Here is a 21,271-nt window from a genome sequence, read left to right on the forward strand (position 1 = left end):
CGACCGCCCCCGGCCCCGCCCCGCCTGCGCATAGGGTGGTGGTGGTCAGTCCGTCAGTGTGAGAGGTCTGTGATGCCCGAGCTTCCCTCGGACCCCGCCGTCGCCCAGTTCGGCCCCCAGGGGCTGCGCCGCATCACCGTGCCGGCCTCGTACGGGACCGTGCCCGCCTCGGCGCGCGCGCACCTCGCGCAGGTCGGTGTGCCGTTGCACGTCGGGCCGTACTTCATCGCGGCGGACGACACCGACGGGCCCACCCTCGGGATGTACACCGGTCACCGCGGCGTCGCGCTGCAAGGGGACTGGGCGGAGTGGGTGCGGGTCGGCACCGACCGGCTGGCGCATCTGTGCGTGCGCACCGACGGCTCCGTGCAGGCTCTCTTCCTCGGCCGCGGCGAGGCCCCCCTGTTCGTCAGCTCGGACATCGCCGCCTTCACGCACTGCGCCGCCGCCCTGGACCGCGCCCTGCCGGTGATCGCCGCCTCCGACGGGCTCCCGTCCGCCGCCGAGGCGTTCGCCGCGCTGGTCCGGGAGATCCGGCGGATCGACCCGGAGGCCGTCGCCGACCGGGAGAACTGGTGGCCGCGGGTGCTCGACGACGTCCGCCACACCCTCAGCTTCCCCTTCTCGTCGGCCTTCGAGTACGTCGGCGCGGACGGCGCGAAGCAGATCGTCACCGCGCAGGCGGGCCCCGGCCGCCCGCACCCCGAGGAGCAGCTGTGGGGGCAGCTGTCCGCCGCCGGGGTGGAGCCCGAGCAGGTCCGCCGCGTCTACTGCGAACTCGAACCGTGCATGATGCCCGGCCACTACTGCGCCGCCTGGCTGCAAGCCGTCCTCCCGCACGCCGAGTTCACGCACAGCTTCGACTACGGCGGCACCGCGGACTCCCGCGAGGAGGGCGTCAAGGAGCTCATCACCCACGCCGCGCGGCAGGACCGGCCGTGACGTGCCGCCCGGGTGCCGCCGCGAGCGGGGCGGGTGCGTGAACGCCGGCCCGGCACCGCACTGGTCGCGGCCCGCCGCCGGGCGGGAGCCCGCCGCGGCCGCGCTGCTCTCCTGGCTCGGCGACCCCCACGCCCCGAACCTCGCCGTGCTCACCGGCTCCGCGGGCAGCGGCAAGTCGAAACTCCTCGCCTGGCTGATCGGCCACGGCACCCGCCCCGGCACCGTCGCCGAACGCCGCGTCCACGGCTTCGTGCCGCTGCCCGGCCAGAGCGCGACCACGGCCGCCTGGATGCTCGGCGACCAGTTGTCGATCGCCGCCCGCTCGCCGGGCGAGCTGGTGGCCGCGCTCGCCGCCGATCCGCGCCGCACCGTCATCGCGCTGCCCGAACTGCACGGTGCCGAACAGCCCGGCCCGCTCGTCGAACTCGTTCTGGGTATGGCCTCGTTGGAGCACGTCCGGGTTCTGGTGGAGGTACGGTCCGGCACGCCGTGGGCGCAGGCGCTCACCGCCGGCGCCTGCGCCCGCATGGACCTGGACGAACCGCGGTGGACCGACGAGGCCCGCCGCGCGGCCTGGTACGCCGACCACCCGGACGGCCCGGACGACCCGGACGGCCCGGACGGCCCGGACGGCCCGGACGACCGCACGGCGCCGGAGCAGGAGCAGGAGCAGGAGCAGGCGGCGCCGTTCGACCTGGACGATCCCGCCTCGGTGTGCGCCGCCGACCCCTGGAGCGTGACCACCGCGTACGAACGCTCCGCCGAGGGCCACGGCGGGCTGCGCGCCGCCTGGCTGCGGGCCGGGGCCGCCCTGACCCGCGAGCAGCCGGCCGCCGACCGCGCCCTGGTCCTCCTCGCCGCCCTCGGCGACGCCGCAGATCCCCGGCTGCCCGGCGTGCTGGAGGCCGTCGCCCGGGACGCCGACTGGAGCGTCGTGTGGCACCGGGTGCGCGGTGACGTCACCCCGCCTTGGCCCGGCCCGGTCCGCTCCCTCGCGACCGGTACCGGCCCGCTGGCCGGGCGGCTCGTCGTCGCCGACCACCAGGGCACGGTGCGCGTCCTCGACGCGGACGGCGCCCGCTCCGCCGGACGCCTGCCGCACTCCGTGCCCGGCACCCGCGCCGTCGCCGAGCACGGCGACGGCGCCGTCAGCGTGCTGGACGAGCACGGCCTCCTGCACACCGGGCGCGCCGCCGACGCCGCCGGGCCCAAGGGGCTCGCCGCCCTCCTCGACGACGGCCCGTCCGCGCGCGAACGGCTCCTGGAGGCCGTACAGGAGTACGTGCGGCGGCTGCCGGAGCCGGTCACCGCGCTGACCGGCGCCGGGGACCGCGTCGTCCTCGGCGACGCGGCCGGCACCGTGCACGTGGTGGCCGCCGGCGCCGCGCCGCGCACCGCGCCACTGCACACGGGGCGCGTCACCGCGGTCGCCGGGACCGCGCTGCCCGTCTCCGCGGCCGGCGACACCGTCCTGCTGCTGTACACGGGCGGCGCCGACGGCACCGTACGCGCCTGGGCCCCGCACACCGGCCCCCTGCCCGAGCCGGTGGCCGCCCGCGACTGCGCGGTCAACGCGGTGGCGGTGACCACGGCCGCCGCCGGGCTCGTCCTCGCGATCGCCTGGGCCGACGGCCTCGTCGAACAACGCGCCCTGGACGACGACCGGTTGCGCACCTTCCGCCCCGGCGGTCAGGCCCACGCCCTCGCGTTCACGGCCGACGGCGACCTGGTGGTGGGAACGGACGAGGCGATCGTGCGACTGCGGGGGCGGTGACGGACGAGGCGCTCGTGCGGCTGCGGGGCCGGTGACGGCGCACCGCCGGGCGGCGGGCTTACGGTCCGGCCAACTCCGTTGGTACTACCATCGGTCGGGCCTCCTGTCACGAAACCGCGACGCGGTCGGGTGTCCTCTTGTGCTCCCGGCGGTCCGCGCAGTTGGCTGTGGGACGGGAGACGCGGTGGCTGACGGCGGACGGAGCGCGCGGCATGGGTCTGGTACTGCCGAGCATCATCGACGAGGCGCTCGACCTCATCGGGGTCAACTGGCCCAACGTCGACGAGGACGACTACTTCGAGATGGCGACGTCCATGCGGGACTTCGCCGACCAGTTCGAGGGCCACGGCGGCAACGCGGACAAGGCCGTGACGCGCATCCTCGACTCCTCCGAGGGCTGGGCCGTGGAGTCCATGCAGAAGCACTGGGCGCACGTGCGCACCAGTCACCTGGAGAAGATCCCCGAGGTGGCGCGGCTGTTCGCGGACGCCTGCGACGGCGTCGGCCAGATCGTGCGCGGCATGAAGGTGAAGGCGGGCGTCGAGCTCGGGGTGCTCGCCGGCACCATCGTCGCCGAACTCGCCGCCGCGCCGCTGACCTTGGGCCTGTCCGCCGCGGCGGCGGCCGGTGAGATCGCGCTGATGCGCACCCTCGTGAAACGGCTCGTGGACGAGGCGGTCGACCAGATCGTCTCCGCCCTGGTCGCGAAGGTCACCGAGCCCGTCACCGCCAAACTCCAGGAACTGGTCTCGGACATGGTCCTCGACCTCGCCGAGGGCGCCTTCAACCCCGGTGAGAAGCCGGGCGGCATGAAGCTGGCCTCGGCGGGCGACGACGGGGCGTCCGGCAGCGGTGGCGGCGGCAAGAAGACGGTCATCGACCACGCCGAGTTCGAGGACGGCGCGGGCAAGGTGTCCGGCCAGGGCAGCGACATGGGCAGCCAGTCCGGCGTCCACCTCGGCAAGACGCGGCACTCCTTCGGCAAGGCCAAGGGCAAGGACGTCTTCACCAAGGCGTTCGACGGCATTCTCGAGGGCGCCATCGACGGCATGGAGAAGGCCGCCAAGAAGGTCTCCGACCACGTCACCGACACCATCCCGGACCGGGTGCGGGCCGCCTCCCGGCACCAGAAGCGCAAGGACCGCGGCGTCGGCGACGACGCCGACCGGGTCGAGGTGAAGAAGCCCAGGCGGGACGGCGACACGCCGATGTACCTGCTGAGCGACGACGGTTCGATCCGCCAGCTGCACCACGACGGGACCACCAGCCCCGTCCACCCGCACGACACCTCCGGCGTGAACGACGTACTCGGCGACAAGGCCTGGTACCCGTGGAACAACAAGGACGACAAGCAGCGCAAGGACAAGCCCGGCAACGGCGGCACGGTCGACTCCAAGAAGGTCGCGCCCGGCTCCACCGAACTGGCCCGCGCCACCCAGCTCGGCCGCTACGCCAACCGCTCCGAGCGCCCCGGCTCCTACGTGCCCGGCGGCAACTACGCCTCGGCGCTGTACGACGACGGCGACGGGAAGAGCTTCATCCTGGTCGGCGCCAGCGGCAAGGCGCACTCCGAACGCTCCCTCGGGCACCCGCTGATAAAGAAGGGCCACGAGGGCAACGTCAGCCGGCTCTACACGGAACGGGAGCCGTGCCAGAAGAATCCCAAGTGCGACAAGTACCTGGCGCGGGAGTTCCCGGACCATCTGAAGGTCACCCACAGCGCGAAGTACGACCAGTCCGAGAAGGGGCCGGACGGCAAGGAGCTGAGCAAGTACAAGAAGGACCGCGAGCACCGCGCCTACGTCCAGTGGCTGGAGGGCCAGTGGGCGCAGCACGGCGCGGCCGGCGGACGCACTGATACCGTGATGGACCTCTCGCCCTCGGACCGGAGGTTCACCCCGTAGGGGGCGGGTCGGCCGAGCATCCACGGCGCCCGTGGCGCCGCCGAGTCCGGAGTTGTGGAAGTGCTTTTCGACGTCACCCGCGGCGAACTCGTCGACCTCTTCGGCGAGGACCGGATCGCGACCGTGCCCGCCGCCGCCTTCCCGGCCGCCGCGGCGGACACCGAGGGCGCCCGCCTCCTCCAGAACGTCGGCGTCCCCACCGGGACGCTCGACCTGCGCCGGCCCGACGAGGACGACGGCCTGCTGCCGCTCGTCCGGGACGTCGTGCGCGTCGAGGACGTCGAGGACTTCGAGGACGTCGAGGACTTCGAGGGCACGGCGGCGGACGCGGGCGACTGGCCGGTCGTCGGCTGGCTGCTCAACGCGCACCTCGCGCTCGACCCCGGTTCCGGCGGGGTGTACGCCTTCGACCCGGACGAGGAGAGCGTGCGGCGGCTGCACACGGACGTCTCCTCCCTCGTCCAGGTGACCCTCCGGTTCCAGCGGCTGCTCGACGCGTTCGTCTTCAGCGGCGACGAGGCCGACGAGGAGGCCGACTTCGAGCGCCTGGAGGGCGAGGTCGACCGGATCCGCACGGAGACGGGCGACGTCGACCCGCTGCCCTTCGAGGACGACGAGACCGTCTGGTCGGTGGTGGGCGACGAGATCGCCATGGGCCAGCGCTTCACGGGCGACAGCCCCGGGGGCCGCTCGCTCTACGGGTGACCGAGCGGTGACCGAGCGGCCCCGGCGGGGTCAGAACAGACCCTTGTACATCTGCCAGCCGGCGCCGATCCTCGCGCGGGCGCGGATCGAGCCCTTGCCGTCGCCGTCGGTGCGCCACAGGACGCCGGATGTGTCGCGGGCGACGAGGTCCGCCCTGCCGTCGCCGGTGAGGTCGCCGACGCCGACGACGGCGTCGTACGACGCGCCCCAGCCGGTGGCCACCTTCACGCGGGCCTTGAAGACGCCGGCGCCGGTGCCGTCGTAGCGCCACAGGGTGTTGGAGCGGTCCTGGGCCAGGAGGTCGCCGCGGCCGTCGCCGTTCAGGTCACCGGCGCCCAAGATCTTCTTGTAGCCCGACCAGTTCCCCGCGAGCCGGACCCGCGCCGCCAGCTTGCCGGCGCTCGTGCCCTGGTAGAGGAACAGCTCGCCCGTCGAGGCGTTGCGCGCGATCAGGTCCGCGAGCCCGTCACCCGTGACGTCCCCGGGCGAGGTCAGCACGTCGTACTGGTTCCAGCCCTTGCCCAGGGTGAGGTGCGGGGTGCTCGTGAGGAACGGCCGGCCGAGCATCGTGCGGTACACCCGCAGTTCGCCGTCGCCGAACCGGACGAGGACGTCGTTGCGGCGGTCGCCGTCGAGGTCGCCGAAGGGGATCAGCGTCACGGAGGAGGGCCAGCCCGAGGCCGGCATGCTCTTGCCGAGGCCGCCCGTCCCGTCGCCCGGCCGGTAGCTCACCTCGCCGGAGGAGGTGAGGGCCAGCAGGTCGCCCGTACCGTCGGGCGCCCAGGTGGCGCCGTCGGTGAAGTCACGCCGTACCGCGGCCCCTTCGGTCACCCGTACCGTCTGCGTCACCGTCGCCGCCGGGCCCGAGCCGTCGGCCGGGGTGGCCGTCAGCCGGAAGGTGTAGGCGCCGTCGGGCACCAGCGCGCCCTTGGTGTCGCGCTCGTCCCAGCGTGCCGTCAGGTCGCCGGACACCGCGCCGCCGGAGAGCGTACGGACCGTGGCGCCGGTGGTCTTGCTGGTGAGCGTGGCGGTCCAGGAGGCGGCGGGCTTGGAGAGCAGGCCGCGCCACTGCCACCACGGGCCGGTGGCCGGGCCGTTCTGCGAGGACTGGTCGCTCGCCTCGGACTCGACGACGCCCAGCGGCTGGGTGGCGACGCCGCTGGGCACCAGGTGGATGCGGTGGTCCGCGTCCACGTAGGCCACGGGCCCGCCGAACTTGTCCACGGTCCAGGTCACCCCCGGCAGGCTGGGGTCGCCGGGGACGAGGTCGCCGATCTTCCGGGTGGTCGGGGCGCCGCCGGCGAAGGCGGTGAGCAGGAGCGCCCCGGCCGCGGTGTCCTGCCGTACGAGGTAGCCGTCGCCGAGCAGCGCCTGCCCGCCCGGGACGGCGATGTTCTTCTTCGCCGTACGGTCCCAGACGCCGGCCTTCCCGGTCGGGCCGCACGCCCAGTAGATCCAGCGGCCCACCGCCTGGAGGTCCGAGGGGGTGCACGGGGCGTCGGTCGCGACGGTGTCGACGGTCTTGCCCGTCTTCAGGTCCTTCGCGGTGAGCACACCGGCGCCGGAGCCCGGCGTCCACAGCCTGGTGCCCCAGACGGAGGCGGCCGTCACCGGTCGGGTGACGACGGGCTCGCCGCCGGAGGAGCCGCCGAGGTCGCCGACGTACTGCTTGGCCGGGGAGTCACCGTCGACGACGGCGTAGCGGCCGGTGACGTCGAGGATCGATCCGGTGGCCGAGGGCAGGTAGAAGACGGCGTCGCCGCTGAGGGACTGGACGTACGATCCGCTGCCGTCGGGGTTGGCGCCGGCGGTGAACGCCACCACCCGTCCGTCGCCGGTCGTGTACGGGCCGGTCCGGTGGCCGAGGCTCCAGGTCTGCCCGGCCGGCGCGTCCGGTGTTCCGTCGGCGGCGATCCGCCGGGTGGTGACGGAGGAGCCCAGGAAGCCGCTGTCGGCCTCGTCGGTGGCCAGCGTGCCGTTCTCCAGCGACAGCCGGTCGATCCGCGCCGCCACCGCCGGAACGGCGGTCAGCTCGGTCGCCGTCGGGGCGCCCGTCCCCGGGTCGGAGATCCCGCGCACCGCCCAGTGCCCGGCGTCGGCGCCGCCGACGGCCAGCAGGCCGCCGTCCGGCGCCGCGACCAGGGAGGTGTTCGCGTGCCGCAGCACGGTGACCGCCTCGCCGCCGGTGAGGGGGACGGCCATGAGCGGCTCGCCCGACTTGTCGGCGCCGTCGGACTCCAGGGGCGGCACGGAGCGGGCCACCACCAGCCAGCGTCCGGCGATGCCGACGGACGGGGTGCCCCGCTCGGTCCCGGGCAGGAGCACCGTGGTCTCGGGGGCGGACAGGTCGGCGCGGTCCAGGACGTGCGCCGCCGTGCCGCCCACGCCGTACCTCGTACGGAACCAGACCAGCCGGTCCGCGCTCAGGGCGACGGAGGTCGGGGCGACGGGCACGGTCACGTCGCCGGTGACCTTCGCGGCGGCCAGGTCCACCAGGACCAGGTGCCGCTCACCGTTCGCCAGCCCGTAGCTGACGACGGCGGTGCCGCTGTCGCCGCCCAGCACCTCGAAGTTCGACTTGATCCCGGCCGGCCAGCCCTCGACGAGGGTTCCCTCGGCGGGCGCGCCGTCGCCGTACAGCCACAGCACGCGGCTGCCGCCGTCGGTACCGGCCTGGCTCAGCACATGGCCGCCGTAGGCGCCCCAGTACATGCCGTGGGTGAGGGTGACCTCGGTGGAGGCGCCGGTGGACATGTCCTTGAGGACGACCGTCCCGGTGCGCGAGACGGCGTCGGCCACGATGTCGGACGACGCCCCCAGGTAGGAGGGGATCGCGGACGGGGGCAGGTCGCCCAGCTCGGTCGTCGCGCCGGTGGCGTACGACGTCCACAGGTAGCCGGAACGGCCTTCCTGGAAGTGCAGGTAGCCGGTGGCGCCCGCGGAGTGGATGCGGTCGGCGCGCGGGGTGTAGCGGTCGGCCTGGAAGACCTTCTCCGCCGCGAAGGCGGTGCTCGCCACGGCGTTCCGGGAGTTCTGGGCGTTCTGGGCGGGCTTGGCGCCCACAGCGGTCTCCGCGTCGGCGCCGACCGCGAGCGAGCCGGAACCGGCCGTCACGGTCAGGACGGCCAGCGCGGCGACGACACAACGGGCGGTGGTACGACGGGCCATCGTCGCCTCCTGGGCCTCTCAAGGAAAAGGCGTGACGGGATGGCGACGCCGGTCAGGCGTGCGTCGACGACTGCGAAAAGTGCCCGGCCCCCCGGCCGCCCCCCGTGCACAGCTGCCCGAATATAACAGCAAGCCCAGTAGTTTCAAGGCGAGTTGGGGACGGAGATCGCGCGGCGGGCCCGGGCCGGGTGACGGCCCGGGCCGGGCCGGAGTCCGCCGCGGGTCACTCCCCCTTCGGCTCCGCCAGGGTGTGGGCGACCAGGGCGTTGGCGTGACCGTGACCCATCGCGTGCTCCGTCTTCAGCCAGGCGACCAGCTCCATGTGCTTGACCAGCGGCGAGCTGCGGATCAGGGTCTTCCATTCCGCTATCGGGCGGCCGTACTTCTTCTCGATGGCGGGGAAGTAGCTGGCCGGGCCCTTGGGGGCGGAGGAGGTCGCGGTCATGGTGGTGGCCTTCCTGGTGTGGGCGCCCGGGCTCGGGGGGAGACGCCGCCCGGGCTTTCGCGGTGTCAGGGGGTAGGACCGGAGGGCGTTCGAAAACTCATCGGTGGCCGGCGTCAGGCCGCCGATGTCTCCGTCGCCGGGGCCGGCCCGGAGGGCTGCGCCGACCGCGGCGGCCGGTGCGCGACGACCGGGCGGCGGCGGGTCGGCAGGCCGAGGGTGGGGTGGGCGACGCCCCAGGCCGCGCCCTTGCAGACCAGTTCCTTGTAGACGGCGGCGAAGCGGCCGGTCAGGGCGGCGCGGACGGCGCGGTCGTCGGCGGTGACGTACTGGATCAGGCCCTCCCGGCGGCCCAGCGAGACGCACTGGTTGAAGTAGCGCACCGACGCCTTCGGGAGCTTGCCGCCGGTCAGGCGGGCCGCGATGGCGTCGGCGGCCTGCCAGGCGGCGGGGACGCCCGAGGCGCACGACATCCGCAGCGGCTTGCCGCCGGGGCCCGTCGCCCTGGCCGCGTCGCCGATGACGTACACGTCCGGGTGGGAGAGCGAGCGCATCGTGTCGTCGACCACGATCTGGCCCGTGTCGGCGAGTTCCAGGGTGGTCGCGCGGGCGATCGGGTGGACGGCGAAGCCGGTGGTCCACAAGGTGACCGCGGCCGGCAGGACGGTCCCGTCGGCGGTGGTCACGTGGTCGGCCGCCACGGCGGCGACGTCGGTCTCCTCGTACACCGTGATGCCGAGCCCGTCGAGGACCGCGCGCAGGTGGCGGACGGCCTTGGGCGAGAGCCAGTCGCCGAGGCCGCCGCGCGCGGCGAGGGCGACGGACAGGTCCGGGCGGGTCTCGGCGATCTCGGTCGCGGCCTCCACGCCGGTGAGGCCGCCGCCGACCACGAGCACCTGTTCCCCGGCGCCCAGGGCGGCCAGGCGCTCGCGCAGCCGCAGCGCGCCGGCGCGGCCGGCGATCTCGTGGGCGTGCTCGGCGGCGCCCGGGACGTCCTGGCCGTTCCAGCCGCTGCCGAGGGCGTAGACGAGGGTGTCGTACTCCAGCTCCTCGGTGGCCTCGGTGGCCTCGGTGGCCTCGGTGGCAGCGGGGGCCTCGGTGGCCGTGTGGGGGGCGGTGACGGTGACCGTCCTGCGGTCGGCGTCGACGCCGGTGACCCTCGCGATCCGCAGGGCGACGCCGGTGCCCGCGAACATCTCGGTGAGGGGCCGGGGCCTGAGGTCCTGGCCGGCCGCCAGCTGGTGCATCCGGACGCGCTCGACGAAGTCGGGTTCGGCGTTGACGAGGGTGAGGGAGACGCCGTCGCCGCGCAGCCGCCTGGCGAGGCGGCCGGCGGCGCCGGCTCCGGTGTATCCGGCTCCGAGGACGATGATCCGGTGCTTCTGCATCTCCTGGCTCCTGTCTTGAGCGGGTTCGCCCCTTGAACCGGGCGGCCCGCCGTTTCCTGACAGGAGTGCGGTGTGAAGCACGTCACATGAGCGCGGGAGGGTCAGAACGCGCGGAACAGCGGCTCCCCGTGGTCGGCGGCCGCCCACCGGCGGGTCGCGCGGTCGAGCTTGTCGGGGTTGACCTGGCTGCGGAACGCGGCGATTCCCCCGGGTACGACCTCCAGGCAGATCACCCCGACGACCCGGCCGTCGACGACCGCCACCACGGCGGGGTCGCCGTTGGCGGTCGTGGCGTAGACCTCGGGGACGCCGCCGACCAGGGCCTGCTTGGCCTTGCCGGGCTTGAACAGGCCGCGCATGAACTTCGCGACCGCGAGGGCGCCTTCGAACGCCTTGGCGCGGGCCGGCACCTTGCCGCCGCCGTCGCCGACGGCGAACGCGTCCCGGGTGAGCAGCGCGACGAGCGGTTCGGTGCGGCCGCTGGTGGCCGCCGCGAGGAACTCCTCGACGATCCGCCGGGCGGCGGCCTCGTCGATCTCGGTACGCGTCCTGCCCTGCGCGACGTGCTTCTTGGCCCGGTGGAAGGTCTGCTGGCTGGCGGCCTCGCTGATGTCGAGGACGGCGGCGATCTCCCGGTGCGGGTAGTCGAACGCCTCCCGCAGCACGTACACCGCCCGCTCGCCCGGCGAGAGGCGCTCCAGTACGGCCATGACCGCGTACGAGACCGACTCGCGCTGTTCGGCGCGGTCGGCGGGGCCGAGCATCGGGTCGCCGGCCAGCAGCGGTTCGGGCAGCCACTGGCCCACGTACGTCTCGCGCCGCGCGCGGGCTGAGGTGAGCTGGTTCAGGCACAGGTTGGTGAGGACCTTCGTCAGCCACGCCTCGGGCACCTCGACGCGGCCGATGTCCGCCGCCTGCCAGCGCAGAAAGGTTTCCTGCACGGCGTCCTCGGCCTCGCTCGCGGAGCCGAGGAGACGGTAGGCGAGGGCCGCCAGGCGGGGCCGGGACGCCTCGAACCGGTCAACGTCGTGCGCGGTCAGGGCCATGGCCCGGATCCTAGCGGTGCGCTGTTCGGGCGGTGTGGTGTTCCTCTCGGTACGGGTCCGGGGCGGGTGGCCGCGCCCTGGCCGCCGGGCGAGGGACGGTCGCCGTCGCGACGGGCGTCGTGGGAGGTCAGGGCGGTGCGGCCGGGCCCGCCCGGCGGTGACACTGCGGTGCGGGCGGAGCAATATCTGTGGTCGCGAGGTAAGAAATCAACGCGGCGCGCACAGAATATTCCCGGTCCGGTCGACGGAGCGTAATTAATCATCACGCACGGGCGAGGCGGACGTGTTAGTGTCGGTGCCAGTTGCAGTAGTGGTTGCCTGGACGTTTTTCCGACGGGCTGATCATCTCGGCGACCGGAGTCCGCACAGGGCGAACTCCGAGCACCGTCCCGAAGGAGAAAAACATGGCCAGCGGCACCGTGAAGTGGTTCAACTCGGAAAAGGGCTTCGGCTTCATCGAGCAGGACGGCGGCGGCCCCGACGTCTTCGCCCACTACTCGAACATCGCCACCCAGGGCTTCCGCGAGCTCCTTGAGGGCCAGAAGGTGACGTTCGACATCGGTCAGGGTCAGAAGGGCCCGACGGCCGAGAACATCGTCCCCGCCTGACGCTCATCGGCGCAGACGCGTACTTTCGCAGCTGGGGCCCGCACCGTGGGGTGCGGGCCCCAGCTCGCTGCGTTTCCGAGGGAGCGCGTGCGCCCGGACGGCGCCCCGGCAGCCGCCGGGCCGTTCCCCCGCTTTCCGTTCGGCGTTCCGCCGTTCTCCGTTCCACCGTTCGTCGTTTCTAGTTCCACCGTTCGTCTTTTCACTGCCTCATCGCTCTTCGGCCCGTTCTCGCGATTCTCTGCGCCGCTCGATTGGCTGCGGGAATTCCTTGATACGTGTCGCGGATACGTGTCGCATCAAGGAAGGTTCCGTATGAATCGTCATCGCACCCGCACCGGCCGCTCCTTCGCCGGCTCCGGCGGCACCGGCTCCGGCAACTCGGGCTCGGGCGGCTCCGGCTTCGGCCGCTCCGGCGGCTCGGGTCGCTCCGGCGGCTCCGGCGGCACGGGTGGCTCGGGCGGCAGCCGCTCCGGTGGGTCGCGCCGACCGCGCCGCACCCAGGGCTCCGGCGGCGGACGGCCGGCCGCGGCGCCGGCCGAGTTCGCGCTGCCGAAGACGGTCACGCCGGCCCTGCCCGCGGTCGCCTCGTTCGCCGAACTCGACCTGCCGGAACGGCTGCTGGCCGCCCTCGACCGGGAGGGCGTGACCGAGCCGTTCCCGATCCAGGCGGCCACCCTGCCCAACTCCCTGGCCGGCCGTGACGTGCTCGGCCGCGGCCGCACCGGGTCCGGCAAGACCCTCGCCTTCGGCCTCGCCCTCCTGGCCCGTACGGCCGGCCGGCGCGCCGAGCCCCGGCAGCCGCTCGCCCTCGTCCTGGTGCCGACCCGCGAGCTGGCCCAGCAGGTCACCGACGCGCTCACCCCGTACGCCCGCGCCGTCGGGCTGCGCGCGGCCACCGTGGTCGGCGGGATGTCCATCGGCCGGCAGGCCAGTGCGCTGCGCGGGGGCGCGGAGGTCGTCGTGGCGACGCCGGGCCGGCTCAAGGACCTCATCGACCGCGGCGACTGCCGGCTGGACGACGTCGAGACCACCGTGCTGGACGAGGCCGACCAGATGGCCGACATGGGCTTCATGCCCCAGGTCACCGCCCTGCTCGACCAGGTGAAGCCCGGCGGGCAGCGACTGCTGTTCTCCGCCACCCTGGACCGCAACATCGACCTGCTGGTGCGCCGCTACCTGAACGACCCGGTGGTGCACTCCGTCGACCCCTCGGCGGGCGCCGTCACCACGATGGAACACCACGTGCTCCACGTGCACGACACGGACAAGCACCAGACGACCACCGAGATCGCGGCGCGCGACGGCCGGGTGATCATGTTCCTGGACACCAAGCACGCGGTGGACCGGCTGACCAAGCACCTGCTGAAGAGCGGCGTCCGCGCGGCCGGACTGCACGGCGGCAAGTCCCAGCCGCAGCGCAACCGCACCCTCGCCCAGTTCAAGAGCGGGCAGGTGACGGTGCTGGTGGCGACCAACGTCGCGGCGCGCGGCATCCACGTCGACAACCTCGACCTGGTCGTCAACGTCGATCCGCCCATCGACCACAAGGACTACCTGCACCGCGGCGGCCGTACCGCCCGGGCCGGCGAGTCCGGCAGCGTGGTCACCCTGGTCACCCCCGACCAGCGCCGCGCCATGAGCCGGCTGATGGCCTCGGCCGGCATCACACCGCGGATCACCCCGGTGCGCGCGGGCGACAGCGAGCTGAACCGCATCACCGGCGCCCAGGCTCCGTCCGGCGTCCCGGTGATCATCGCGGAGCCGGTCGCGGAACGCCCCCAGCGCCGTGCCAAGCCCTCCTCGGCCCGCGGTCGCCGCGGCGGCGCGGGGCGCAACCGGTCCACCGGTGACGCGGCCCGGCGCGGCGGACGGCGCGAGGGCGGCGTCAGCCCCGCCGCCTAGTCCGGCCGCCCGGGCCGGCCCCGGCACGTGCTCCGTTCCGGCCGCCGGCCGGTCGCGACAGGCGCCGGCCGCCGGCCGGCCCCCGCTCCCGGCCTTCCCCGGCCGCCCGGATCTTCCCCCGTACTGCTGTCGTCCCCTTCCCCTCTCCCCCTGTGAGGCACCATGCGCTGTGTCATCGCCCGGTACCCGTTCGAGCTGACCAAGGACGGGGTGCTGGCCTCGATGAAGGGCGTCAAGCCCGAGGCCGTGACGGCCGAGTCCGTGACGATCGGCCGCCGCCGCTACCCCGTCAAGCAGGTGGGCGAGGTCATCACCCGGCAGGACCGCCGCGACTTCTCCGGCGGCGAGGTCATCCGGGCCATGACCCGCCTCGGCTTCACCTGCCACCCGCACCCCGACGCCGAGGCCGCCGCCGCACCCGCGCCGACGCCGCTCCAGACGGCGTCGGAACTGCTCGGCGGGCCGGGCGCCGCCGACGCCTGAGCCGCTCGGGGCCGGGGAGGCCCGCCGCCTCCCCGCCCGGCCCGATCGACGCATGGTGTTGAATTCCCCTCGGGGCCCTGGTGCCGTACGGCGCCGGGGCCCTGTGACGCGTCGGGGCAACGAGGTGACATGACAGCAGGCAATCCGCTCAGCGATCGACTGGACGACGACGACTATCCCGCGTACACGATCGGCCGGGCCGCCGAGATGCTCGGCACCACGCCGGGCTTCCTGCGCGCCCTCGGCGAGGCCCGCCTGATCACTCCGCTCCGCTCCGAGGGCGGCCACCGCCGGTACTCCCGCTACCAGCTGCGCATCGCCGCCCGGGCCCGCGAACTCGTCGACAAGGGCACCCCGATCGAGGCCGCCTGCCGCATCGTCATCCTTGAGGACCAGCTGGAAGAGGCCCAGCGCATCAACGCGGAGTACCGCCGCGCCGCGGGCCGACCGGCCGACGACGCGACCTCACCGTCCGGCGGCTGAACACGGCGGGGCCTCACGGCAACTGAGTACGGCGGGGCCTCACGGCCTCTGCACAGGGCGGGTCATCGGACCCGCCCTGTCCGCTGTCCTGCCCGCGCCTGCGCCGCGTCCTCGTGACCCCCGTCTCCTCCCGGACCGCCCGGCAACCACGGAGGCGGCTGCTACCGTCTACCAACCTGTAGACGTTCATCCATAGGACAGACTGACTTCACGAGGATTCCACCTCTGCGTCCACGAGCGTTCCCGCGCAGCGCTCCCGCACCTGAGACCCGGCCCCGGAGATGCACCTGATGACGACTTCCTCCCCGCCCGCGCTTGCGCTCGACGGCGCGTCCATCGACGGCGGCCTCTACACCGACGTCACCGACTTCGCCCGCCACACGCACTGGCTGAACGGGACGGCGGCGGCGTACTCCTCCGTCGGCATGGGCGTCTTCGTGCTGATCCTGCTCGCCGCCTGGTGGCGGGCGCGGCGGGCGGGGAACACAGCGATGACCACGGTGCTGGCCACGCCGTTCGCCGTGATCATCGCGTATGCCGCCAACACCGCGATCAAGGACGTCTTCCAGGAGCCCCGCCCCTGCCGTGCCCTCCCGCACGACTTCCTCATCGAGGCGTGCCCGCCGGTGGACGACTACGCCTTCCCCAGCAACCACACCACCGTCGCCTTCGCCTTCGTGGCGGCGCTGTTCCTGGTCAACCGGTGGCTGGGCTCGGTCGCGCTGCTCGCCGCCGTCGCGATGGGCGCCTCCCGGGTGTACGTCGGCGCCCACTACCCGCACGACGTGGGCGTCGGCGCCCTGGTCGGGACCGTGGTGTCGCTGATCGTGGTGCTCGCCGCCCGCCGGTTCTGCCGGCCGCTGGTGTCGCGGCTGGGCGACGGCGCGCTGCGCCCGCTGCTCACCGCGGCGCCGCGCGCCCAGCTCACCGCGGCGCCGCCCGCCCGGCACACCGCCGCGCCGGCGCCCGACCTGGACGCCATGGACCGCACGATGGAACTCGGCCGCATCCCGCGTCAGGCCGCCGGACACACCGCACCGCGCCCCGCGCAGCACCCCGGGTACACCCAGCACCCCGAGTACGCGCAGCACCCTCAGTACACGCAGCACCCGCAGCCCCCGCAGTACGCCGAGCCCCCGCAGTACGCCGACGGACGGAACGCCGGGCGCGCGCCCGAGTGGCGGTAGGGCCGCAGGGCCGGGGCGGCGGGCGGGTCCTGGCTCAGTCCTCCCCGCCGGGCGGCCCGCCGCGCAGGGTGTGCGCCCTGAGCCGGCGGTCGCGGCGGACCAGGACCCAGGTGCCGGCCGTCACGAGAAGCGTCGCGGAGGCCAGCGGGACCAGGAAGGGCGTCAGCCCGACCGTCGCGGCGGTCACCTCCGTCACCGTCCCTCCCCGTCGGCGCGGTGCCGGGGCGTCCTCGGGTCCCGGGCGCCGGTGATGGCCGCCTCGATGGCGGACATGCGGTCGGCCAGCAGCGCGAGGGCGTTGGTGGCGCGGGTGAGCGGGTCGTCGGCGGGGCCGCCGAGGGCCTGGGCGCGGGTGTGCGCGGCCTTCAGCTCGGCCCAGCGCCCGGCCTGCCCGGCGGTGAGCGTGCCGCGCAGTTCGGCGAGTTTCAGCAGGTTGGCCTCGGCGCCGGTGGTGAGGGTCTGGGCCTCGGCGGTGAAGTGGTCGTCGAGCACGGCGGCCAGTTCGGCGCCGTTCATGACGGGCCGGATCCGCTGGGCGATCCGGTTCATGGTGCGGTAGGAGCCCTGGAGGCGGAACGGCGGCTCGGTGCGGGTCGCGTCCGTCTGGGCGGCGGAGGCGATGTAGGCGGCGTTGACCGCGAGGACCGTCTCCCGCGCGGCCAGCAGATGGCGCAGTACGGCGGTGATCTGCTCCAGTTCGGCGGGGTCGTAGGGGTGGGTGAGGCGGTCGGCGCGGGCCGCCGGGTCGCCCTCGGCGAGGCGGACCAGCAGCTCCAGGTCGCCCCGGTCGCGGCCGGCCAGCGGCGCGAGCACCGGGTGGGAGGTGAGCGCGTTCTCCAGGAAGCTGAGCGCGAAGGCGTCCTCCTTGCCGGTGAGGACGTCGCCGAGGTTCCACACGTCGGCCCGGTTGGCGAGCATGTCGGGGACGCGGAAGCGGTCGCCGGACTCGGTGTAGGGGTTGCCGGTCATGCACACCGCGAAGCGCTTGCCGCGCAGGTCGTAGGTGCGCGGCGCGCCGTTCCACACGCCGTCGACGCGGCGGGTGGCGTCGCACAGCGGGATGAACTTCTGGAGCAGTTCCGGCGCGGTGTGCTGGATGTCGTCCAGGTGGAGCAGGGTGTTGTTGCCGGCCGCCAGCGCGAAGTTGATCTTCTCGATCTCCTGGCGGGCGGTGGCGTTCGGGGCCTCGGCCGGGTCGAGCGAGGTGACCGCGTGCCCGAGGGCCGGGCCGCTGACCCGCACCATCATCAGGCCGAGGCGGTCGGCGACGTACTCCATCAGCGTCGTCTTGCCGTAGCCGGGCGGCGACAGGAGCAGCAGCAGGCCGCCGGTGTCGGTGCGCTTGGTCTCGCCCGCGGTGCCGATCTGGCGGGCCAGGCTGTCGCCGACCAGCGGCAGGTACACCTCGTCGACGAGGCGGTTGCGCACGAAGGACGCCATGGAGCGCGGCCGGTGCTCGTCCAGGCGCAGCCGGGCCCGTTCGGCGGCGACCAGGGCGGTGCGCCGGTGCAGGTGGGCGCGGAAGGCGGGCACGTCGTGCTCGGCGAAGCGGCGGGTGCGGGCCAGGAACTCGTCGATCCGCAGCGGGAGGGTGCGGCCGGTGACGCGCGGGTGGGCGCCGAGCAGGCCCTCGGCGACGGTGACCGGCATGAGGTCGGAGTCGTGGCGGGGCAGGTCCGGGCAGAGTTCGGCGGCGACCGCCTCGGCGAGGTCGCCGGGTGCGAGGGGGGTGCCGGTGGCGTCCGCGTAGGCGGTCAGCCAGGCGGCGGCCAGCTGGTGGCGGGCGGCCAGGTCGTCCAGCGCGGCGAGATCGTCGTCGTAGGCCGAACCGCCCACCGTGCGGCGGAACTTGTCGAGCAGCGTGCGGGTGGCGGCGCTGACGACGAAGCCGTCGGGACCGGAGGTCAGCTCCTCGAAGAGGTACGCGGCGGCGGCGCCCGCGCGTCGGTCGGCCTCCTTCAGCCCGTCGGCACCCGCTAGCCCGGCGTCGTCCGCTAGCCCGATGGCGTCCGGCGCCGCCGGAAGGCCCCCGGTACTCGCCGTCCACGCCCCGATCGCCTCCGCCAGCTCCGTCTCCAGTGCCGCGACCGCGCTCGTCGTGCCCGGGCCGAACAGGTCGCGGGCGCGGGAGAGGGAGGTGGCCCGGCGCGTCCAGGCCGTGCGCGCCGCCGCGGTGGCGCCGTGGGACCAGAACAGCTGGGCCGCCGCCCGGGCCGCGGGTTCGTGGCGTTCCGTGCCCGCCCGCTCGTACAGCGGCAGCAGCGCGGTCAGGACGAGCGTGGCGTCGTGGTCGTGGACGCCCCGCTCGTAGCCCTCGTCGTACGCCTCCTGCGCGGCCCGGCGGACCAGGGCGGGCAGGTCGTCGGCGGCCGCCAGGGCCTCAGGGCCGACCTCCCGCAGCAGCCGGGCGGCCAGGTGCTCGGCGCGGTACACCTCGGGCGACTCGGAGGGCAGGGTCCGCTCGCGCAGCGCGCCGGCCGCCGTGAAGGCCGGGTCGGCCACCGGGGCGCGGTAGTCGGTGCCGGTGAGCGCGAAGGCGAGGCCGTCGCCGTCCGGGACGAGGGTGAGGTCGAGGGGCTGGGCGGTGACGGCGAAGCGGTGCGCGCCCAGGCGGATGGTGCGGCCGCCGTCGGTGTACAGGTCGGTGCGGTCGCGCAGGGCGCGGCCGGCCTCCTGGCGGGCGGCCTTGAGCCGGCCGTCCAGCTCCTCTGCCCGTACCGGGTCGCCGAGTTCGCGCAGTTCGCCGGCGGTGCGGCGGACCTTGGCGACCATCGGGTCGGAGGCGAAGTAGGTGCTGACCGCGTCGGCGTCGGCGAGCGTGGCCGCGCGCCGGGCGACCGTCTGGAGGATGCGCGCGGCGGCGGCCGTGAGCTGTTCGGCGCGGCGGGCGCGGGCGTCCAGCAGGGTCTGCTTGCGGGCGGCGAAGGCGTCGTGGAGCTCGACGCGCTGGGCGGCCAGCTCACCGAGGAAGTCGTCGAACTCGGCGAACCGGGACTCCAGGTTCTCCAGCCGCACCAGCGCGCCGGAGAGCTGTTCGTCGCACGCCTCGGGGCTGTCGGCGGCCGCGAGGGCGCCGGTGACGGCCTGTCCGAGCAGCGCGAACTCGGCGGCGAACTCGGCCCGGCCCTCCCGTTCGGCCAGCTCACGGCGGCGGGCGCCGAGCAGGGCGCGGGCGCGGTTGACGCCGCCGAGCACCTCGGCGATCCGCTCCAGCACGGAGGTGCGGACGGTCGCGTCGCCGATGTCGAGCCCGGCGACGACCTCGGTGACCGTGCGCAGCGCGTCGGCCAGCTCGTCCAGGCGGGCGGTGACCGGTGCGGCGGCGGCCGCGGACTCGATCGCCCCGGCGTCGGCGACGAGCTGTTCGACCTCCGCGCGGTGCTCGGCGAAGGCGTCCTCGCGGGCGAGGTGGGCGACGGCGCGCTTGCCGAAGGCCGCCAGGTCGTCCGCCGCCTGGCCGGCGAGTTCGTCGATGCGGGCGGTGTCGGCGTGGCGCATCTCCTTCAGGTTCAGCAAGTGGCCCTGGGCCGCGCGCAGTTCGGTGAGTCCGCCGACCCAGGCGGCGGCGCCGCGCGGGGCCTCGCCGCGCAGCCGGCGCACCACCGCGGCGAGCGCTCCGGCCGCCTCCTCCAGCGCGTCGGCGGCCTGCCGGGTGAGCGTCCGCACGGTGCGGAACTCGGCCAGCACCTGTTCGGCGGTGGCCCGTACGGCCGCCAGCGGGGTGCCCAGTTCGCCCAACTCGGCGTCGGTGAGCCAGTGGTGGGTGTCGGCGGTGCGGACGCAGGCGGCGGCCAGCGCCTCGTACACCTCTACGGTCGGCGTGGTCTCGGCGACGGCGCGGCTGATCGACAGGCAGTCGGAGATGCCGCGCACCAGGTCGGCGTTGCCGACGCGGGCGAGGGGTCCGGCGCCGGCGGTGGCGGCGGCGTGGGTGTCGGAGACGTACGGCGACGTCCACAGCTGGAGGGGGTGCACGCGGGCCGGTTCGGCGGCGGCGCCCGCGGGGTCGGCGCGCAGCGCCAGCAGCGCGCCGTCGTCGAACAGCGCCCAGCCGTGGCAGGTCAGCGGGGTGGCGACCGCCTCGCGGAGGGTGTTGTACGACAGCAGCAGCGCGCGTCCCTCGGCGGGCGCGTGGAAGGCGTACAGCACGTCCTCGCCGTACGGCGAGCGCACCTCGCGCTCGAACGCCAGCCCGGTGGTGTCGAGTTCGTACGTCTTGTGGGCCCCCGTCGCCAGGCAGTAGCCGCCGGCGAAGACGATGCCCTGGTCCTCGGGCAGGCGGCGGCAGCCCTGGCCGATGCCGTCGAGGCGGACGACGGTGCGGGTGAGGGTGTTGAAGACGAGGTGGCGGTCGGCGTCCTCCTTGTAGGGGCGGACGCGCAGCAGGAGCAGCGGGCCGACGCGGGCGTACGCGATGTCGGCGTCGGCGAGCGCCTGGAGCGGCTCGTCCACCGGTTCGCTGTGGATGCCCTCGCCGGTCTCGGTGTCGTCCTCCGTCTTGACGGTCAGCGTGCCGCCGACGGTGGAGACGTGGATCTCGTCCTGGACGCAGACGTGCGGGTGCCGGCCGAGCCGGTGGTCCTCGCGGGTGGTCCGCGTCCAGGTGAAGTCGTGGGCGGGCGGCGGGACGTGGTCGCGGTCGCCGCGCGCGTCGAGGAAGACGGCGCGGCCGTCGGCGGTGAGGTCCCAGCGCAGCGCGCGGACGTCGTCGGCCTTGTCGCCGGTGCGGAAGACGGCCAGCAGCCGGCCCTCCAGCAGGTGCAGCCGCAGCAGTGCGGCCTGCCGGTAGTAGCGGTGCAGGGCGGCGAACTCCCGCTGGAAGGCGGGGTCGTCGAGCAGGCCGGGCACGGCGTCCTCGGGCAGCCGGTTCTGGTCGCGGTCGTAGAGCGCGAGGACGTCGCCGACCCGGACGTCCGGGCGGGCGCCGGTGTGGGCGCCGTTGTAGCCGAACAGCAGCCGGCCGCCGACGGCGACGACGTCGCGGGGCACGGAGGGGTGCTCGGTGCGCAGCCGGCCGGCGCCGGTGAGGTCGAGCCGGACCGCACCGAACTCCGCCGCCCGACGGGCGTTCAACGCCTCGGCGCTGTGCGCGAGTTCGGCGGCCTGGGCGGTCAGCCGGTCGCGCAGCACCTCGTACGTGCCGTCGTCCACGGCGTCGTGCGAACCCGTCTGAAGGGCGGTGGCCATGGATCGTGCGTCCCTTCGTGAGGAGGTTGGGGAGGACCGCCGGGCGGGGTCC

General features: G+C 74.5%; 15 protein-coding genes. 9 read left to right on the forward strand and 6 right to left on the reverse strand.

Annotation, left to right across the window (positions count from 1 at the left end; translation table 11 throughout):
- The first annotated feature begins 72 nt into the window (after positions 1–72).
- The 4 genes from ABEB07_RS15515 (at position 73) to ABEB07_RS15530 (ending at position 5,325) form a co-directional block, all read left to right on the forward strand.
- Complete coding sequence (locus ABEB07_RS15515; RefSeq protein WP_345668854.1) at positions 73–942, forward strand: nucleic acid/nucleotide deaminase domain-containing protein; 870 nt, start codon at positions 73–75, stop codon at positions 940–942.
- Positions 943–979: 37 nt separating this feature from the next.
- Positions 980–2,716 (forward strand): WD40 repeat domain-containing protein, encoded by a 1,737-nt coding sequence (locus tag ABEB07_RS15520; RefSeq protein ID WP_345668855.1) that lies wholly within the window; start codon positions 980–982, stop codon positions 2,714–2,716.
- A gap of 212 nt (positions 2,717–2,928) precedes the next feature.
- Positions 2,929–4,620 carry a WXG100-like domain-containing protein gene (locus ABEB07_RS15525; protein WP_345668856.1) on the forward strand — a complete coding sequence of 564 codons (1,692 nt, stop codon included), beginning with the start codon at positions 2,929–2,931 and terminating at the stop codon, positions 4,618–4,620.
- A gap of 60 nt (positions 4,621–4,680) precedes the next feature.
- Positions 4,681–5,325 carry an SUKH-4 family immunity protein gene (locus tag ABEB07_RS15530; protein ID WP_345668857.1) on the forward strand — a complete coding sequence of 215 codons (645 nt, stop codon included), beginning with the start codon at positions 4,681–4,683 and terminating at the stop codon, positions 5,323–5,325.
- A 30-nt stretch (positions 5,326–5,355) separates the two neighbouring features.
- Here the strand turns inward: ABEB07_RS15530 and ABEB07_RS15535 are convergent, their stop codons facing one another.
- The 4 genes from ABEB07_RS15535 to sigJ form a co-directional block, all read right to left on the reverse strand.
- Positions 5,356–8,493 carry an FG-GAP-like repeat-containing protein gene (locus ABEB07_RS15535; protein ID WP_345668858.1) on the reverse strand — a complete coding sequence of 1,046 codons (3,138 nt, stop codon included), beginning with the start codon at positions 8,491–8,493 and terminating at the stop codon, positions 5,356–5,358.
- A gap of 223 nt (positions 8,494–8,716) precedes the next feature.
- Positions 8,717–8,938, reverse strand: a complete 222-nt coding sequence (locus tag ABEB07_RS15540; RefSeq protein WP_176149814.1) for a DUF4287 domain-containing protein — start codon at positions 8,936–8,938, stop codon at positions 8,717–8,719.
- Between the two features lie 113 nt (positions 8,939–9,051).
- The gene (locus ABEB07_RS15545) at positions 9,052–10,323 is read right to left on the reverse strand and encodes an NAD(P)/FAD-dependent oxidoreductase (RefSeq protein ID WP_345668859.1); all 1,272 of its coding nucleotides are present in this window, start codon (positions 10,321–10,323) and stop codon (positions 9,052–9,054) included.
- A 101-nt stretch (positions 10,324–10,424) separates the two neighbouring features.
- Positions 10,425–11,369: an RNA polymerase sigma factor SigJ gene (sigJ, locus tag ABEB07_RS15550; protein WP_345668860.1), complete on the reverse strand. Its 945-nt coding sequence runs from the start codon at positions 11,367–11,369 to the stop codon at positions 10,425–10,427.
- Positions 11,370–11,773: 404 nt separating this feature from the next.
- Here sigJ and ABEB07_RS15555 point away from each other — a divergent pair, with 404 nt between their 5' ends.
- The 5 genes from ABEB07_RS15555 to ABEB07_RS15575 all read left to right on the forward strand — a co-directional run bounded on the left by ABEB07_RS15555 (position 11,774) and on the right by ABEB07_RS15575 (position 16,032).
- Positions 11,774–11,977: a cold-shock protein gene (locus ABEB07_RS15555; protein WP_164587906.1), complete on the forward strand. Its 204-nt coding sequence runs from the start codon at positions 11,774–11,776 to the stop codon at positions 11,975–11,977.
- Between the two features lie 312 nt (positions 11,978–12,289).
- On the forward strand, positions 12,290–13,879 hold the full coding sequence (locus tag ABEB07_RS15560) for a DEAD/DEAH box helicase (protein WP_345668861.1): 1,590 nt from the start codon (positions 12,290–12,292) through the stop codon (positions 13,877–13,879).
- A 162-nt stretch (positions 13,880–14,041) separates the two neighbouring features.
- Positions 14,042–14,362 (forward strand): SCO5918 family protein, encoded by a 321-nt coding sequence (locus tag ABEB07_RS15565; protein ID WP_176149810.1) that lies wholly within the window; start codon positions 14,042–14,044, stop codon positions 14,360–14,362.
- Positions 14,363–14,491: 129 nt separating this feature from the next.
- Positions 14,492–14,845: a helix-turn-helix domain-containing protein gene (locus tag ABEB07_RS15570; protein WP_164587061.1), complete on the forward strand. Its 354-nt coding sequence runs from the start codon at positions 14,492–14,494 to the stop codon at positions 14,843–14,845.
- Positions 14,846–15,135: 290 nt separating this feature from the next.
- Positions 15,136–16,032 (forward strand): phosphatase PAP2 family protein, encoded by an 897-nt coding sequence (locus ABEB07_RS15575; protein ID WP_345668862.1) that lies wholly within the window; start codon positions 15,136–15,138, stop codon positions 16,030–16,032.
- A gap of 34 nt (positions 16,033–16,066) precedes the next feature.
- On the opposite strand, the gene ABEB07_RS15580 is transcribed toward ABEB07_RS15575, so the two are convergent.
- Both ABEB07_RS15580 and ABEB07_RS15585 read right to left on the reverse strand, forming a co-directional pair.
- A complete protein-coding gene (locus tag ABEB07_RS15580; RefSeq protein ID WP_176149809.1) occupies positions 16,067–16,228 on the reverse strand; it encodes a hypothetical protein in 162 nt (53 codons plus the stop codon).
- Positions 16,225–21,219, reverse strand: coding sequence for a DNA repair ATPase (locus ABEB07_RS15585; protein ID WP_345668863.1), 4,995 nt, complete (start codon positions 21,217–21,219; stop codon positions 16,225–16,227). Before ABEB07_RS15585 ends, ABEB07_RS15580 begins: the two co-directional genes overlap by 4 nt.
- Positions 21,220–21,271 lie beyond the last annotated feature (52 nt).

This window comes from Streptomyces similanensis (genome assembly GCF_039543625.1).
Classification (GTDB): Bacteria; Actinomycetota; Actinomycetes; order Streptomycetales; family Streptomycetaceae; genus Streptomyces; species Streptomyces similanensis.

What these genes read in the sequence shown, in the direction of transcription:
- ABEB07_RS15515 (WP_345668854.1), top strand. Translation starts at nt 73, where the DNA reads ATGCCCGAGCTTCCCTCGGACCCCGCCGTCGCCCAGTTCGGCCCCCAG.
- ABEB07_RS15525 (WP_345668856.1), top strand. Translation starts at nt 2,929, where the DNA reads ATGGGTCTGGTACTGCCGAGCATCATCGACGAGGCGCTCGACCTCATC.
- ABEB07_RS15535 (WP_345668858.1), bottom strand. Translation starts at nt 8,493, where the DNA reads ATGGCCCGTCGTACCACCGCCCGTTGTGTCGTCGCCGCGCTGGCCGTC.
- ABEB07_RS15540 (WP_176149814.1), bottom strand. Translation starts at nt 8,938, where the DNA reads ATGACCGCGACCTCCTCCGCCCCCAAGGGCCCGGCCAGCTACTTCCCC.
- ABEB07_RS15545 (WP_345668859.1), bottom strand. Translation starts at nt 10,323, where the DNA reads ATGCAGAAGCACCGGATCATCGTCCTCGGAGCCGGATACACCGGAGCC.
- sigJ (WP_345668860.1), bottom strand. Translation starts at nt 11,369, where the DNA reads ATGGCCCTGACCGCGCACGACGTTGACCGGTTCGAGGCGTCCCGGCCC.
- ABEB07_RS15555 (WP_164587906.1), top strand. Translation starts at nt 11,774, where the DNA reads ATGGCCAGCGGCACCGTGAAGTGGTTCAACTCGGAAAAGGGCTTCGGC.
- ABEB07_RS15560 (WP_345668861.1), top strand. Translation starts at nt 12,290, where the DNA reads ATGAATCGTCATCGCACCCGCACCGGCCGCTCCTTCGCCGGCTCCGGC.
- ABEB07_RS15565 (WP_176149810.1), top strand. Translation starts at nt 14,042, where the DNA reads ATGCGCTGTGTCATCGCCCGGTACCCGTTCGAGCTGACCAAGGACGGG.
- ABEB07_RS15570 (WP_164587061.1), top strand. Translation starts at nt 14,492, where the DNA reads ATGACAGCAGGCAATCCGCTCAGCGATCGACTGGACGACGACGACTAT.
- ABEB07_RS15575 (WP_345668862.1), top strand. Translation starts at nt 15,136, where the DNA reads ATGACGACTTCCTCCCCGCCCGCGCTTGCGCTCGACGGCGCGTCCATC.
- ABEB07_RS15585 (WP_345668863.1), bottom strand. Translation starts at nt 21,219, where the DNA reads ATGGCCACCGCCCTTCAGACGGGTTCGCACGACGCCGTGGACGACGGC.